This window comes from Paucibacter sp. JuS9, from assembly GCF_044043925.2.
Taxonomy (GTDB): Bacteria; Pseudomonadota; Gammaproteobacteria; order Burkholderiales; family Burkholderiaceae_C; genus JAUASW01.
In genome coordinates, this window is sequence record NZ_CP194172.1 from 1467956 (window position 1) to 1483439 (window position 15484).

Annotated in this window: 12 protein-coding genes; all 12 read left to right on the forward strand. The window is 62.5% G+C overall.

Going from position 1 to position 15484, the window contains the following annotated elements; genetic code table 11:
* Nucleotides 1–77 precede the first annotated feature (77 nt).
* The 12 genes from ABT392_RS06540 (at nucleotide 78) to ABT392_RS06595 (ending at nucleotide 15472) form a co-directional block, all read left to right on the forward strand.
* A complete protein-coding gene (locus ABT392_RS06540) occupies nucleotides 78–1661 on the forward strand; it encodes an XrtA system polysaccharide chain length determinant (protein WP_395386270.1) in 1584 nt (527 codons plus the stop codon).
* A gap of 2 nt (nucleotides 1662–1663) precedes the next feature.
* On the forward strand, nucleotides 1664–2578 hold the full coding sequence (locus tag ABT392_RS06545) for an XrtA-associated tyrosine autokinase (RefSeq protein ID WP_395386269.1): 915 nt from the start codon (nucleotides 1664–1666) through the stop codon (nucleotides 2576–2578).
* A 70-nt stretch (nucleotides 2579–2648) separates the two neighbouring features.
* Nucleotides 2649–4130 carry a TIGR03016 family PEP-CTERM system-associated outer membrane protein gene (locus ABT392_RS06550; protein ID WP_464970980.1) on the forward strand — a complete coding sequence of 494 codons (1482 nt, stop codon included), beginning with the start codon at nucleotides 2649–2651 and terminating at the stop codon, nucleotides 4128–4130.
* A 5-nt stretch (nucleotides 4131–4135) separates the two neighbouring features.
* A complete protein-coding gene (locus ABT392_RS06555) occupies nucleotides 4136–5212 on the forward strand; it encodes an XrtA/PEP-CTERM system-associated ATPase (protein ID WP_395386267.1) in 1077 nt (358 codons plus the stop codon).
* A complete protein-coding gene (gene wecB, locus ABT392_RS06560; RefSeq protein ID WP_395386266.1) occupies nucleotides 5209–6354 on the forward strand; it encodes a non-hydrolyzing UDP-N-acetylglucosamine 2-epimerase in 1146 nt (381 codons plus the stop codon). Before ABT392_RS06555 ends, wecB begins: the two co-directional genes overlap by 4 nt.
* Before the next feature lie 19 nt (nucleotides 6355–6373).
* Nucleotides 6374–7249: an XrtA system polysaccharide deacetylase gene (locus ABT392_RS06565; protein WP_334277026.1), complete on the forward strand. Its 876-nt coding sequence runs from the start codon at nucleotides 6374–6376 to the stop codon at nucleotides 7247–7249.
* Complete coding sequence (locus ABT392_RS06570) at nucleotides 7246–8292, forward strand: FemAB family XrtA/PEP-CTERM system-associated protein (protein ID WP_395386265.1); 1047 nt, start codon at nucleotides 7246–7248, stop codon at nucleotides 8290–8292. Before ABT392_RS06565 ends, ABT392_RS06570 begins: the two co-directional genes overlap by 4 nt.
* A gap of 14 nt (nucleotides 8293–8306) precedes the next feature.
* Nucleotides 8307–9521 carry a TIGR03087 family PEP-CTERM/XrtA system glycosyltransferase gene (locus ABT392_RS06575; RefSeq protein WP_395386264.1) on the forward strand — a complete coding sequence of 405 codons (1215 nt, stop codon included), beginning with the start codon at nucleotides 8307–8309 and terminating at the stop codon, nucleotides 9519–9521.
* Nucleotides 9518–11080: an exosortase A gene (gene xrtA / locus ABT392_RS06580; protein WP_395386263.1), complete on the forward strand. Its 1563-nt coding sequence runs from the start codon at nucleotides 9518–9520 to the stop codon at nucleotides 11078–11080. Before ABT392_RS06575 ends, xrtA begins: the two co-directional genes overlap by 4 nt.
* Nucleotides 11081–11119: 39 nt before the next feature.
* Complete coding sequence (locus ABT392_RS06585; protein WP_395386262.1) at nucleotides 11120–12403, forward strand: nucleotide sugar dehydrogenase; 1284 nt, start codon at nucleotides 11120–11122, stop codon at nucleotides 12401–12403.
* 13 nt (nucleotides 12404–12416) lie between these two features.
* Nucleotides 12417–13559 (forward strand): TIGR03088 family PEP-CTERM/XrtA system glycosyltransferase, encoded by a 1143-nt coding sequence (locus ABT392_RS06590; protein WP_395386261.1) that lies wholly within the window; start codon nucleotides 12417–12419, stop codon nucleotides 13557–13559.
* 11 nt (nucleotides 13560–13570) lie between these two features.
* Nucleotides 13571–15472: an XrtA/PEP-CTERM system amidotransferase gene (locus ABT392_RS06595; protein ID WP_395386260.1), complete on the forward strand. Its 1902-nt coding sequence runs from the start codon at nucleotides 13571–13573 to the stop codon at nucleotides 15470–15472.
* The last annotated feature ends 12 nt before the right edge of the window (nucleotides 15473–15484 follow it).

Below are 15484 nucleotides of genomic sequence, written 5' to 3' on the forward strand. Positions count from 1 at the left end.
TCTGCGGCCCGGCCGGGCTGCAGTTCAGGGATGGCCGCCCCCCGGCCCTCTCGTTACCAACGCTTGAAGATTGTTTGATGGACCTCCTGCTCGCTCAACTGTTCTCGGTCACCAGGCGGATGTGGAAATACCGCTGGTACGGCGTGCTCGTCGCCTGGGTGACCGGCGCTATCGGTGCCATCGTTGTATTCAGCATGCCCGATCGCTACGAGGCCACTGCGCGTATTTACGTCGACACGCAGTCCATCTTGAAGCCCTTGATGTCGGGCATGGCAGTGTCACCGAACGTCGAGATGCAGATCAACATGCTCAGCAAGACGCTGATCAGCCGGCCCAATGTTGAAAAGCTGGTGCGCATGGCTGACCTGGATCTGAAGAACCAGACCAAGGCGGAGCAGGAGGCGCTGATTGACCGCGTTAGCTCTGAGCTGAAGATCAGCAGCGCCGGCCGTGACAACCTGTATACGCTGGCCTACCGAGACCGGGACCCGGAGCTGGCCAAGCGCGCCGTGCAGTCGCTGGTCACGATCTTTGTCGAGTCGAGCCTGGGTTCTAGCCGCAAGGACAGCGCCACAGCATCCAGCTTCATTACCGACCAAATCAAGAACTACGAAGGCAAGCTGGAGGAGGCAGAGTCTCGCCTCAAGGAGTTCCGGCTGCGCAATCTGCAGACGATGAATGCAGATGGCAAGGATTCGGCATCGCGCCTGGCTGAGATGAGCGGCCAACTGGATCGTGCCAAGCTGGAGTTGCGCGAGGCTACCCAGGCTCGCGACGCGGCGCGAGCGCAGCTGGAAGGTGAACGGACCCGTGGCACCAATACGACCACGCAGAGCTTGATGCAGGAGTCGGCACTGACCGTTAGTACGCCCGAACTTGATGCCCGCATCGACGGCCTGAAGCGCAACCTTGACGCCTTGCTGCAGCGCTTCACCGAGCAGCATCCGGACATCGTGTCCGCGCGCAAGTTGCTCAAGGATCTCGAAGAACAGAAGCGAAAAGAGGTAGCAGATCTGCGCAAAGCAGCCATCGCAGCGCAGTCGGTACCAAACGGGCAGCCGTCCAGCTTGGCTCAGCAGGAGTTGGCGCGAATGTTGGCGTCTTCGGAAGTCCTTGTGGCCGGCCTGCGAGCTCGAGTTGATGAATATTCTTCTCGTTATGCCCAGGCATTGGCCGCAGTTAAGACAGCGCCTCAATTGGAGGCGGAGTTTGCCCAGCTGAATCGCGACTACTCAATTCACAAGAAGAACTACGAAGATCTGGTGGCACGTCGCGAGTCGGCTTCGCTGTCTGGTGAGCTCGATGTTGCCAGCGGCGTTGCGGACTTCAAGCTGATCGACCCGCCCCGTGCCGACCCCAAGCCTGTGGCCCCGAATCGCTTGCTGCTCCTGGCTGGCGTGCTGGCTGTCTGCCTGGTGGCAGGTGTGTTCGCGACTTTTGTCGGCTCACAGCTGCGCCCGGTTTTCCATGACGCGGGCGAACTGCGCCTGCGCACCGAACTTCCGGTGTTGGGTGTCGTTTCCCGGCTGATCAGTGATGCTGAGAAGCGCCGTGTACGTGTCGATCTGGTTCGCTTCGGCGTGGCCAGTGGTGGCCTGGTGGTCGTGTTTGCCGTGGGCCTATCCATCATGGCGATTCTGATGAGCAAGCAGGTGGGTTGAACATGAGCAGCCTGATCGAACAAGCAGCACAAAGGCTGGAGCAACTGCGCCAGGCGGGCGTGATCCTGCCGGACGCGCCGGTGCAAGCCCCGCCGCAGCCCGAACTGCCGCCGGCGATGCCGGCGGCCGAGCCGGAATCCGAGGTACCAGCCCTTCAATCCAAGCGCGTCGAGCTGGACCTGATGGCCCTGGCTGCCCAAGGGTTCCTCGTGCCGACCGCGCCTCGCACTTTCATCGCCGATCAGTACCGGGTTGTCAAACGGCCGCTGATCAAGAACGCGATGGGCAAGGGTACCGAAAAGCTCAATCATGGCAACCTGATCATGGTGACCAGCGCCTTGGCTGGCGAGGGCAAGAGCTTTACCTCTCTCAACCTGGCGTTGAGCATTGCAGCCGAGCTGGACAACACCGTGATGCTGGTGGACGCCGACGTGGCCCGCCCCTCGGTGCTGCGCATGTTGGGCCTGCCACAGGGCCCGGGCCTCCTCGACGTGCTGGAAAACCAGGTCGACATGGCTGACGTGCTGCTGCGCACCAATATTGACAAGCTGACGATCCTGCCCAGCGGTACACCGCATCCAAGGGCGACCGAGCTCTTGGCCAGCGATGCGATGACGGCACTGCTGGCTGACATGGCCCAGCGCTACCCGGACCGCATCATCATTTTTGATTCGCCGCCGCTGCTGCTAACCACCGAATCTCGCGTGCTCGCTTCGCATATGGGGCAGATCGTCATCGTTGTGCACGCTGACAAGACGCTGCAAGGCGCGGTGCAGCAGGCTCTGGCCAGCATCGAGTCCTGCCCGGTCAAGATGATGTTGCTCAACCAGGCGCATGCTGGTTCCGAAGGCAGTTACGGCTATGGCTATGGCTATGGCTATGGCTACGGATATGGCAATGATCCCAAGCCGGAGTGATTTGCGAGGACTTCGCGTGCCGGCACTGAGGTACTTGACTCAGGCGCTGTTGCTCCTGTTGGCAAGTGAGATGGCCTGGGGCCAGAGCGAGGAGCGGACGGCTGAGCGTCGCATCTTCAGCATCCAGCCCTTGCTCTCAATCAGCGGTACTGCCACCGACAGCCTGAGCACACCGCAAACCGGCGCCAAAGATAGGGCCTTAATCGGCGTAATCTCGCCGGGCCTGAGCCTGCGCAGCTACAACGGCGCGTTCCGTGGCTCGCTGGACTATTCAATGGATGGTCTGGTGTACCTCCGTACCAGCCAGCGCGACCGCGTTCAGCATCATCTGACTTCACAGGCGACTGTGAACTTGCTTGATGGACGCTTCCTCATTGACGTTAGGGCCACTTTGGGCCAGCAGGCACGTTCTGCCTTTTCTGCAGAGCAATCCGTCAGTTCCAATCTTGGTAACGCCAACCAGGCGCAGCTGGCGAACCTCATGGTAGCCCCCAGATTGCGCGGCATCGTGGCCTCCGTGGCCAGTTACGAATTCAGCGCCACTGCTGTCGAGAGCAGGGTCAAGAATTCGATCATCGGCGATGGTCGCAGTGGCCAGGTCGCAGCGGGATTTGAGGGGCTGGGCGGCGCGCATCGGCTGATCAACTGGAACTTGTCAGCCAACGCGCAGCGCACCAGCGGAAATGGCCAGGCACGCAGCGTCGCAACCGACAGTGTGCTGGCGGGCATCCGCCTGCGCCCGAATCCGGACCTCAACCTGAACTTGCAGGCCGGCAAGGAGCGAAGCAACTACATGACGCTGAATCAAGTCACGGCAAGCACCTACGGACTGGTGCTTGCTTGGGCGCCGACGGAGCGCACTACGCTCAACGCGGACTGGCGTCGCCACCATTATGGAAACTCCCATAGTCTGGGATTCTCCCACCGCATGGCGCGCTCTTCGTGGCGCTATGCCGACTCGCAGATGGTGAATTCCCCCGGCGCTGTCGGTGCGTCCGGGCGATTGACCAATTACGCGCTCTACGATTCGATCTTCACGGCCCTCGAGCCCGATCCGGTCAAGCGCGATCTGCTGGTCCGAACCTACCTGCAAAACAATGGCTTGAATCCTGATGCACTGGGCAACAGCGGCTTCCTGTCCGGTGCCGCGACTATGACTCGCATGCAAACAGGCGCCGCCTCACTGTTGGGTGTGCGCAGCACGGCGACCGTAACCTTGAGCCAGGGCAAGACGCGCCGTCTGGACCCTTTCAGCTCGGTGGTGGATGACCTAAGCGGCGGCGGACTGTTGCTGCAGCGATCGGGAGCGTTCACGTTCTCGCACCGGCTTTCACCCGCTAGTGCGGTTAGTTTGACTGTGTCCGAGCAACGTAGCAGCAATGTGACGACCAGCCAGGCCACAGATCTGAAGAGTTTGTTGGCCAGCTGGAATGGCCGGATCAATCCATACCTGTCCTACTCGGCCAACCTGCGGCATGCACGCTTCAACAGTGCGCAGCGCTCCTATCAGGAGAACGCAGTGACACTTACCCTTACTCAGCAGTTCCAGTAGCAGCCATGTACGAAGCCTTTTACGGGCTCAGCAGCAAGCCCTTCCAGCTGAGCCCGGACCCGAATTTCTATTTCGGCAGCAAGCAGCATCGCCGGGCCAAGGCCTATCTGGACTATGGCGTGCTGCGCAATGACGGCTTCATCGTCATCACCGGCGAGATCGGTGCCGGCAAGACCACGCTCTTGCGCGGCCTGCTGGACAGCCTGAATCGCAGCAACGTGGTGATCGGCAATCTCGTCACCACCCAGCTCGACGCAGAAGATACGCTGCGCATGGTGGGGGCTGCCTTCGGCGTGCGCGTCAAGGACCTGCAGAAGTCCGAGCTCCTGATGACGCTGGAGGCCTTCTTCGTCAGCCAGGTCAGCCTGGGCAAGCGCTGCCTCTTGATCGTCGACGAAGCGCAGAACCTCTCGGCCCGCGCGGTCGAGGAGCTGCGCATGCTGTCCAATTTCCAGTTCAGCAACCAGTCGCTCTTGCAGACCTTTCTGGTCGGCCAGCCAGAGTTCCGCGGCATCCTGGCGCGGCCCGAGATGGAGCAGTTCCGCCAGCGCGTGGCGGCCACCTGCCATATCGGCCCGCTCGATGAAGACGAGACTCAGCGCTATATCGAGCACCGTTTGAAGTGCGCGGGCGCGGCCGGCAAGCCGACCTTTGAAGCCGATGCCTTCCCGGCCATCTACAAGGCCAGCCAAGGTATTCCGCGGCGCATCAATTCGCTGTGCGACCGATTGCTGCTGCTGGGCTTCATGGCCGGCAAGACCCACTTGGCGCTGGCTGATGTGCAGGAAGTGCTGCGGGACGTCGAAGCCGAGACTGCGGTGCCCGTCAAGCCCTCGGCCAGCAAGCTGGACGACCTGAGCTCGCTCACCGGTGAAGTCGAGATCGATTTGGACCTGCGCGATAGCGAGATGAGCCGGCTCGACGGTGAACTCTCGGCGCTGAGCCAATCACAGCAACTGGAGCGCTTCCAGCGTCTGGAGGCCAGCCTGCAAAGGCTGGAGAAGATCAATTTGCAGACCCTGGGTCTGCTGCAGAAACTGGTGAAGGCCGTGCGGCCCACCACGACAGAGACGCGCGAATGAGTGATGTTGCTGCAAAGAGCCTGGGGCCAGTGATGTGCATCGTCGGCGCCCGGCCCAATTTCATGAAGATGGCGCCCATCCTGCGCGCCCTGGCCCAGCATCAGCCGCCGATTCCTGCGCTCCTGGTGCATACCGGCCAGCACTACGACACCGACATGAGCAAGAAGCTCTTCGTCGACCTGGGCCTGCCCACACCTGATATCAATCTCGAAGTCGGCTCCGGCTCGCACGCCGTGCAAACCGCCGAGGTGATGAAGCGTTTCGAACCGGCGCTGGACGAGCACAAGCCCAGCTGCGTCCTTGTGGTGGGCGATGTGAACTCGACCCTGGCCTGCACACTGGTCGCGGTTAAGAAAGACATCCCGGTGGCTCATGTCGAAGCCGGCCTGCGCAGCTACGACCGCAAGATGCCGGAAGAGATCAACCGTCTCCTGACCGACCAGGTGGCCGATCGCCTCTACACGACGGAACGCAGCGCCTTGGCCAACCTCGTGCGCGAAGGCATTGCCGAAGAGCGCGTGGTGTTCGCCGGCAATGTGATGATCGATTCGCTGGAAGCCAGCCGTCCGCATGCGCGTACGCCGGCTGACACGCTGGCCTCGCACCAGCTCGACCCGGCGTTGATCAAGCATCCCAAGGGCTATGGCGTGGTCACGCTGCACCGCCCCTCGAACGTGGACGATGCCGAGACGCTGAAGTCCCTCTTGACCGTGCTTGACACGGTTTCGAAGGACCTGCCGTTGGTGTTTGCGATGCATCCGCGCACCCGCAGCAATATCGAGCGCTTCGGTCTCAAGGACATGCTGGACCCGTCCCGCGTGGCCGTGTTGCCGCCGCAGGGATATCTTGAAATGCTGGGCTTGATGGGTGGCGCCACGCTGGTGCTGACCGACTCCGGCGGCCTGCAGGAAGAAACCACGGCCTTGGGCGTGCCCTGCCTGACGCTGCGCGAAAACACCGAGCGCCCGATCACGGTGGAGCAGGGCACCAACACCATGGTCGGCCTGGACCGCGAAGCGATCCTGCGCGGCGTGGCCGAGATCCTGGCTGGCCAGGGCAAGCGCGGTCGCGTGCCCGAGTACTGGGACGGCCACACGGCCGAGCGCATTGCCGCCGACCTCTACCAATGGCTCGGGGCCTGAAAGCAGGCAAGCAAGCAAGATGTTGATGCCCACCCAGCGCGGTACGCGCAATGCGATGACCATCGACGTGGAAGACTACTTCCAGGTCTCGGCCTTCGCGCCCTACATCCAGCGCAGTGACTGGGACTCGCGCGAGTGCCGCGTCGAGCGCAATGTGCAGCGCATCCTGGCTCTGCTGGCGCAGGAGGGCAAGCAGGCCACGTTCTTCACACTCGGCTGGGTGGCTGAGCGCTATCCGCAGCTGATTCGAGACATCGTAGCTGGCGGCCATGAACTGGCCAGCCATGGCTATGGGCACCAGCGTGTCAGCGACCTGAGCCGCGAAGAGTTTGCGCAAGACATCCGCCGCGCCAAGCAGTTGCTCGAAGACATTGGCGGTCAGTCGGTGCTCGGCTACCGCGCACCGAGCTTTTCCATCGGCCAGGCCAATCTCTGGGCTTTCGACGTGCTGCTGGAAGAGGGCTATCGCTACAGCTCCAGTGTCTACCCGGTCAAGCACGACCACTACGGCATGCCCGACGCGCCTCGCTTCGCCTATCCGGTGCGCGAGGGTCTGCTCGAGATTCCGCCCACCACGCTGCGCCTTGCCGGTCGCAACCTGCCCAGCAGCGGTGGCGGCTATTTCCGCTTGCTGCCCTACGCGCTGTCGCGCTGGATGGTGGGCCGCGTGAATGAGAGCGAGCAGCAGTCGGCGATCTTCTATTTCCATCCCTGGGAAATCGATGCCGGCCAGCCGCGCATCGAAGGCATCGACGCCAAGACCCGCTTCCGCCACTACGTCAATATCGAGCGCATGGAGGGCCGCATTGCCCAGTTGCTGCGCGACTTTGACTGGGGCCGGATGGACGAGATCTTCCTCGGGCGCCGCGCTGATGCGCTTGCCGCTGCCCAATGAGCTCGTCCTTCACAGTCAAGCGCCTGCAAGCCCAGGACGCTGAAGCCATGCGGCGCTGGGACGAGTTCGTCTTTGCGCAGCCCAACGCCAGCTTCTTTCATCGCGCCGGCTGGCTGCGGGTGATCAGCCAGGTCTGGGGCCATGCCTGCTTCTTCCTATACGTCGAGCAGGAAGCTCGCATCGTCGGCATCCTGCCACTGGCGCAGGTGAAGAGTCGCCTGTTCGGCCATGCCCTGGTGGGGCTGCCTTTTGCGGTCTATGGTGGCGTGGTCGCTGAAGACGAGAGCGTGGCCAAGGCCCTGGAAGCCGAGGCCGGCAACATCGCCCGCCAACTCGGCGCCGAGCATCTGGAGCTGCGCCAGGTTCATGCCCGCAATGCAGACTGGCCACGGCAAGACCTCTACGTCACCTTCCGCAAGGAAATTCTTGCTGAAGAAGAAGCGAACATGCTGGCCATTCCGCGCAAGCAGCGTGCCATGGTTCGCAAGGGCATCAAGAACGAGCTGCAGAGCCACATCGATGCCGACGCCGGCCGCTTCTTCGCACTCTATGCCGACAACGTCCACCGCCACGGCACGCCAGCCATGCCGCGCCGCTGGTTCGAGGCGCTCCTGAAGGAATTCGGCCAGGACGCTGAAGTGCTGACGGTGACCGATGCAAACGGCCGGCCCCTGAGTTCGGTGCTGAGCTTCTATTTCCGCGATGAAGTGTTGCCGTACTACGCCGGCGACGACGAAAGCGCCCGCGACCTGGCCGCCAATGATTTCAAGTATTGGGAGCTGATGCGTCGCGCCTGCGCCCGCGGTTTGAAAGTCTTCGACTATGGCCGCAGCAAGCAGGGCACCGGCTCCTACAGCTTCAAGAAGAACTGGGGTTTCGAACCCACTCCGTTGAACTACGAGTACCAGCTGTACAAGCGCGACGCCATTCCGCAGAACAACCCGAACAATGCCAAGTACCAGCTGCTGATCAAGACCTGGCGCCGCATGCCGATCAGCTGGGCCAACTGGCTGGGTCCGTTCATTGTGCGCAGCCTGGGCTGAGAGAGAAGCAGTCGATGGCCAATATCCTCCTGCTCGTCCACCGCCTGCCTTACCCGCCCAACAAGGGCGACAAGGTGCGCTCCTTCCATCTGCTCAAGCACCTGCAGGCGCAGCACCGCGTGTTCCTCGGCACCTTCGTGGATGACCCGGACGACGAACAGCATGTGGACACCGTGCGCGCCATGTGCGCCGGAGCCCATGTCGCGCGCCTGCATCCCTCGCGCGCCAAGCTGGCCAGCCTGCGTGGCCTGCTGAGCGGTGAGGCCTTGAGCCTGCCTTACTACCGCGACGCCTGCTTGAGCGAATGGGTCCAGGAGCTTGGCGCCAGCGGCAAGATCGATGCCGTGGTGGTGTTCTCGTCTTCGATGGCGCAGTACGCCGAAGCCTTGCCCGCCTTGCCGATGCTGGTGGACTTCGTCGACGTCGACTCGGCCAAGTGGACGGACTACGGGGCCGCCCATCGCTGGCCGATGTCCTGGCTGTACAAGCGTGAAGGCGAACGGCTGCTGGCGTATGAATCCGCGGTGGCCGCCAAGGCACGCTGCTCCTTCTTCGTCACCGACAAGGAAGTGGCCCTGTTCCGCAAGCTGTCGCCACAAAGCGCTGCTGCGCCGGTCGAGGCCCTGTGCAACGGTGTCGACGCGCAGTTCTTCGAGCCTGCGGCAGGGCGCGAATCTCCGTATGCGGCGGGCGAGGTGCCCGTGGTGTTCACTGGTGCCATGGACTATTGGCCCAATGTTGACGCCGTGCAGTGGTTCGCCACCGAAGTCTTGCCCAAGCTGCGCGAGCGCCGTCCGGAGGTCCGCTTCCACATCGTCGGCCGCAGTCCCACGCCGGCCGTGCAGGCGCTGGCCAGCGATGTGGTCAACGTCACCGGCACCGTGCCCGATGTGCGTCCCTGGCTGCAGCATGCCGCCGTGGTGGTGGCGCCGCTGCGACTGGCGCGCGGCGTGCAGAACAAGGTGCTGGAAGCGATGGCCATGGCCCGCCCGGTTGTCGCGGCGCGCAGTTGCGTGGAGGCGCTGGACGTGGAGGAGGGCAGGGAGCTGGTAGCCGCCGAATCTGCGCAGGACTATCTGTTTGCCGTCGAGCGCCTGATTGGCTCACCGGCCGACGCTGCGGCCGTCGGCGCGGCGGGTCGTGAACGCGTGCTGAAGTCCTATGCCTGGACGGCCCATTTGTCGGGCCTTGATCGATATCTGACGCGTCCCGAGGAGATTGCTGGATGAGCCAAGTGATGCAAGAACCGGCGCGCGCGGCGTTGCCGGCTCACTGGCGGCAGCCGCTGCTGGCCTTGGCCCTGCTGCTGGCGGGCCTCGGCTGGCTGTTCCGAGACACCCTGACGGCCATGGTGCTGATCTGGGAGCGCTCCGAAACCTTTGCCCATGCCTTCGTGGTGCCACCCCTCGCCCTGTGGCTGATCTGGCGGCGTCGCCATGAGCTGGCACAGATGCAGCCCAAGCCCAGCCCCATCTTCCTCCTGCCCATGGCGCTCATGGGCCTGGGCTGGCTGCTCGGCGAGCTGGTCTCAACCAATTCCGTGACCCAGTTGATGGCAGTGGCCATGATTGTGCTGACGGTGCCGACGGTCCTTGGCAAGCGGGTGGCGGCGCATATCGCGTTCCCGCTGGGGTTCCTGTTTTTCTGTGTGCCCCTCGGCGAGTTCATGATGCCGATGCTCATGGAAAGCACTGCAGACTTCACTGTCATGGCGCTGCGCCTGACGGGCATTCCGGTCTATCGCGAAGGCCTGCAGTTCGTGATTCCTTCGGGCCACTGGTCGGTGGTCGAGGCCTGCAGCGGTGTGCGCTATCTGATCGCGTCACTGATGGTGGGCACGCTGTTCGCCTACCTGAACTACAACTCGATGAAGCGCCGCTGGGCGTTTGTCGGCGTGGCGATTGCGCTGCCCATCGTTGCAAACTGGGTGCGGGCTTATGGCATCGTGCTCCTAGGCCATGTGTCGGGCAACAAGCTCGCCGTTGGGGTTGATCATCTGATTTACGGCTGGGTGTTTTTTGGCATCGTGATGTTGCTGATGTTCATGATCGGCGCACGTTGGACCGAGCCCGAATTGGTGTACACGCCGCTGGCCACCGAGTCACCTGTGCGGAGCCAGAGCTACGTGCTCTGGCTCGTGTCTGCCGCTGCGCTGCTGGTGCTGAGCCTGCCGCGCTTTGGTCTGGATCGTCTGGATCTCCGTGAGGGCCCCCGTGAGCTGCGCATGTCAGTTCCCGTGCTCGGCAATTGGCAATCCCAGGCGGAGCTGCTGACTACTTGGGCTCCCGTGTTTGAGAATCCGGCCGCTCAATCACATGGGGCCTATGGCAAAAGCGGCGCCCAGGTCGGCCTGCATCTGGCGTACTACCGGCATCAAGGCTACGACAGCAAACTGATCAATTCGCAGAACATGCTCGTGCAGTCCCATGACAAGGAATGGGCACGCGTGAGCGACACGGCGAGCACGGTGGAGTTCGGCAGCGCCGGCTCGGTGGCCGTGCGAGGCATGCAATTGCGCGGCCTGACGAGCCAGGCCGCGCCTCGCCTGCTGGTCTGGCAGTTCTACTGGGTCGACGGCCACCTCACCAGCAGCGACATGCGCGTGAAGCTCTACACGGCCTTGTCGAGGCTGCAGGGCCGGGGCGATGATTCTGCCGCTGTCACCGTGTATACCTTGAACCCCGCAGAAAATGGCGAGATTGCGCCGCAACTGCTCCAGCAATTCCTGCGCGAGAACTGGCCTGCCATCGAGCAGCATTTGCAGGCCGCGCGCAGCGGGCAGAAATAACCGAACTTCGGATTTGAGAAAGAAAGTAGAGGAATCGAGATGGCGACAACCGTTGCAGTGATTGGTCTGGGCTATGTGGGCCTGCCGCTGGTGGTGGAGTTCGGCAAGCACATGCGCACCATCGGCTTCGATATCTCGGTGCCCAAGGTCGAAGCCTGCCAGCGCGGCACCGACCCCTCGCGCGAACTGACCGATGAGCAGGTGCAGGAAGCCAAGCACGCGGTCTACACCGCCGACCCGGCCATGCTGGCCGAGGCGGACATGATCATCGTGGCCGTGCCCACCCCGGTGGACGAGGCCCACATCCCGGACTTCAAGCCGCTGATCGGCTCCTCCACCAGCGTGGGCCGCCACATGAAGAAGGGCGTCACTGTCGTCTACGAGTCGACGGTCTATCCCGGCGCCACCGAAGAGGTCTGCATCCCGGTGCTGGAGAAGGAATCCGGCCTCAAGTGGAAGCAGGACTTCTTCGTCGGCTACAGCCCCGAGCGCATCAACCCGGGTGACAAGGAACACACGCTGACCAAGATCCTCAAGATCGTGTCCGGCGACACGCCGCAGACGCTCGAGAAGGTGGCCAAGCTGTACGAAACCATCATCATCCCCGGCGTGCATCGTGCGTCCAGCATCAAGGCCGCCGAAGCCGCCAAGGTGATCGAGAACACCCAGCGCGACCTCAACATCGCCCTGATGAACGAGCTGGCCATCATCTTCGACAAGATCGGCATCGACACCTCCGAGGTGCTGGAGGCCGCCGGCACCAAGTGGAACTTCCTGAAGTTCAAGCCGGGCCTGGTGGGCGGCCACTGCATCGGCGTGGACCCGTACTACCTGACCCACAAGGCCGACATGCTGGGCTACCACCCGCAAGTCATCCTGGCAGGCCGCCGCATCAACGACAGCATGGGCAAATTCATTGCCGAGCAGACCATCAAGCAGATGATTGCCAGCGGCAGTCCCATCAAGGGCGCCAAGGTCAATGTGCTCGGACTGACCTTCAAGGAGAACTGCGGTGACCTGCGCAACTCGAAGGTGATCGACATCATCAACGAACTCAAGACCTATGGTGTGCAGGTCTGTGTCGCGGATCCGCAGGCCGAGGCAGAGGAGGCAATGCACGAATACGGCGTGACTCTGGTGCCTTGGGATGAGCTGCCATGCGCCGATGCCATCGTTGCTGCCGTGGCGCACCGTGAATATTCATCCCTGAGCGTAGAAGACATCGGCAAGAAGCTGGTCAAGGGTGGCGCGTTCATTGACGTCAAGGCCTCGTTCGACGGCGCTGCGCTGCAAGGCGCCGGCTACAAGCTATGGCGCCTCTGAAAGTGGACTGCTGATGGCAGCAGCCGATCCTCGGCCCTTGGTCGTCCATGTACTCCACCGTTTTGATACTGGGGGCCTGGAAAACGGGGTCGTCAATCTGATCAACAGCATGCCCGCCTACCGGCATGCCGTGCTGGCGCTGACCGAGATCACTGCCTTCAAGGGGCGCGTGACTGCGGCCGGGACGCAGTTCATTGCATTGAACAAGCAACCAGGTCAGGGGTTCTGGCTGTATCGCCGCATGTATCAGGTGCTGCGCGAGTTGCGGCCCGCTGTCGTGCATACCCGCAATCTCGGTGCGCTGGAATTTGTGTTGCCAGCTTGGGCTGCGCGGGTGCCATTGCGCCTGCATGGCGAGCATGGCTACGATATTTCCGACCCCGATGGCCAGGCCAAGGGCCCCCAGTGGTGGCGGCGGCTGCTGGCGCCCTTTGTCCACGGTTTTGTTGCGCTATCAAAGGACTTGCAGTCTTACCTGACTGAGCGCGTCGGCATTGCACCGGCTCGCGTGCACCAGCTCTATAACGGCGTCGATACGGATCGATTCCATGCGGTGCGTGAGGGCGAGCAGCCGCCTGCGGACTGGCCGTGGACACCGGGCAAGCATCTGGTGATCGGATCAGTCGGGCGCATGCATCCGATCAAGGACCCCCTCAACCTCGTCGAAGCTTTCATTCAGCTGATGCAGCGTGCCCCCGAGCTCAAGCAGCGCACCCGCTTGGTAATGCTCGGCGGCGGCAGCTTGCATGGCACTGCGTGCCAGCGGCTCGAACAGGCGGGCCTCGCTGAGCTGGCTTGGTTGCCCGGTGATCGCTCCGACGTGGCTCAGGCCATGCAGTGGTTCGACATCTACGCGCTTCCCTCGCGTGCCGAGGGCATCAGCAACACGGTGCTCGAAGCCATGGCGTGTGCCCGCCCAATCGTGGCCACAGCCGTGGGTGGCACACCGGAGCTGCTGCAAGACCGCGTGTCGGGATTGCTGGTGCCGCCGAGCGACGCTGCTGCATTGTCGGCGGCGCTTGAGCAATTGCTGCAGCATCCTGAGCAGGCAACGGCCCTTGCGCAGGCTGCACTGGCACGCGTACATGAGAAATTCAGCCTGCGAGGCATGGTGGACGCCTATCAGGCACTTTATGACGGCAGCCTTCGCCGTTAAGGACAGACGAAATGTGTGGCATCACCGGCCTTTTTGATACCCGAGCGCAGCGTATGCCTGAGCGTGAACGACTGCATCGGATGAATGAATCGCAGCACCACCGCGGTCCCGATGAGGGAGACCTTCACCTGGAGCCTGGCCTCGGCTTGGGCCATCGCCGCCTGTCTGTGATCGACATTGCAACTGGCCAGCAGCCAATCTTCAACGAGGACCGCTCAGTCGGTCTCGTCTTCAATGGTGAGATCTACAACTACCAGGAATTGATGGTGGAGCTGCAGGCGGCGGGCTATCGCTTCCGCACCAAGAGCGACAGCGAGACCATCATTCATGCCTGGCAACACTGGGGCCAGGATTGCGTTCATCACCTCCGGGGCATGTTCGCTTTCGCCGTGCATGACCGCCGGCGCGGCACGCTGTTCCTGGCGCGCGACCGCATGGGCGTCAAGCCGATGCATTACGCGTTGCTGGATGACGGTTGGTTGCTGTTCGGTTCCGAGCTAAAGAGCCTGATGGCCCATGGCGGCCTGCCTCGTACGATCGACCCGCTTGCCATCGAGGAATACTTTGCGCTGGGCTATGTTGCAGAACCGCGCTGCGTGTTCAAGCAGGCTCGCAAGCTTGAACCCGGGCATTGCGTGCTGTTCGAACGCGGCAAGGCCGCGCCCACGCCGCGCCAGTACTGGGACGTCTGCTTCACGCTCGACAACCAGATTGGCGTCGACGACGCGTGCGCCGAACTGCGCGATCGAGTCCAGGAAGCCGTCCGAATCCGGCTGAAATCCGAGGTGCCACTTGGTGCCTTCCTGTCAGGTGGCGTTGATTCGAGCGCGGTTGTTGCCATGATGGCAGGCCTTATGGACGATCCGGTCAACACCTGTTCGATCGGGTTTGATGATCCGCAGTTCAATGAATCGGCCTTTGCCCAGACGGTGGCCGACCGCTACCAGACGAACCATCGCCTAGAAATCGTCGGCAGTGACGATTTCGACCTCATCGACACACTGGCCCATCTCTACGACGAGCCTTATGCCGACAGCTCGGCCATTCCGACCTACCGGGTGTGCCAACTGGCCCGCAAGCATGTGACCGTAGCGCTCAGTGGAGATGGTGGCGACGAAAGTCTGGGCGGCTACCGCCGCTACAAGCTGCACATGATGGAAGAGCGCATGCGGCGCGGCCTTCCGGCAGCACTGCGCCGGCCGCTCTTCGGCGCCCTGGGGCGCTTGTATCCCAAGGCCGACTGGGCGCCGCGCATGTTCCGGGCAAAGACCACGTTCCAGGCGATGGCGCGCAGCTCGGTAGAGGGGTACTTCAACACCATGGGCCTGGTTCGTGAGCCCGCACGCCAGAACTTGTTCAGTGCCGAATTGCATCGGGAGTTGCAGGGGTATAACGCTATTGATCTTTTCGAGCGCCACGCGGCCAAGGCTGGCACGGACGATCCGCTGGCCTTGATCCAGTACATCGACTACAAGACCTACTTGGTGGGTGACATCAATACCAAGGTCGATCGCGCGAGCATGGCGCACAGTCTGGAGGTGCGCGAGCCGCTGATGGACCACAAGCTCGTCGAATGGCTGGCTACCTTGCCTTCTCACCTGAAGCTGCGCGACGGCGAAGGCAAGATGGTCTTCAAGAAATCAATGGAGCCCATGTTGCCCCACGACGTGCTCTACCGTCCAAAGATGGGCTTCGCCGTGCCCCTGGCACGCTGGTTGCGAGGCCCGCTGAAACAGCGGGTGCGATCTGCGCTGCTTGACAAAGGCGAGCTCGCGGAAACGGGCTGGTTTGACCAGAAGGAGATCAATCGGCTTGTCGACCAGCATGAGCGTGGGATGCACGATCACAGTACGCCACTGTGGACGCTGCTGATGTTTGACGCATTCCTGCGCAACGTTTCACGCGCCGCCTGACCACCTTAGCGA

Coding starts and splice junctions, on each gene's coding strand:
- ABT392_RS06540 (WP_395386270.1), top strand. CDS start 78: ATGGACCTCCTGCTCGCTCAACTGTTCTCGGTCACCAGGCGGATGTGG.
- ABT392_RS06545 (WP_395386269.1), top strand. CDS start 1,664: ATGAGCAGCCTGATCGAACAAGCAGCACAAAGGCTGGAGCAACTGCGC.
- ABT392_RS06550 (WP_464970980.1), top strand. CDS start 2,649: ATGGCCTGGGGCCAGAGCGAGGAGCGGACGGCTGAGCGTCGCATCTTC.
- ABT392_RS06555 (WP_395386267.1), top strand. CDS start 4,136: ATGTACGAAGCCTTTTACGGGCTCAGCAGCAAGCCCTTCCAGCTGAGC.
- wecB (WP_395386266.1), top strand. CDS start 5,209: ATGAGTGATGTTGCTGCAAAGAGCCTGGGGCCAGTGATGTGCATCGTC.
- ABT392_RS06565 (WP_334277026.1), top strand. CDS start 6,374: ATGTTGATGCCCACCCAGCGCGGTACGCGCAATGCGATGACCATCGAC.
- ABT392_RS06570 (WP_395386265.1), top strand. CDS start 7,246: ATGAGCTCGTCCTTCACAGTCAAGCGCCTGCAAGCCCAGGACGCTGAA.
- ABT392_RS06575 (WP_395386264.1), top strand. CDS start 8,307: ATGGCCAATATCCTCCTGCTCGTCCACCGCCTGCCTTACCCGCCCAAC.
- xrtA (WP_395386263.1), top strand. CDS start 9,518: ATGAGCCAAGTGATGCAAGAACCGGCGCGCGCGGCGTTGCCGGCTCAC.
- ABT392_RS06585 (WP_395386262.1), top strand. CDS start 11,120: ATGGCGACAACCGTTGCAGTGATTGGTCTGGGCTATGTGGGCCTGCCG.
- ABT392_RS06590 (WP_395386261.1), top strand. CDS start 12,417: ATGGCAGCAGCCGATCCTCGGCCCTTGGTCGTCCATGTACTCCACCGT.
- ABT392_RS06595 (WP_395386260.1), top strand. CDS start 13,571: ATGTGTGGCATCACCGGCCTTTTTGATACCCGAGCGCAGCGTATGCCT.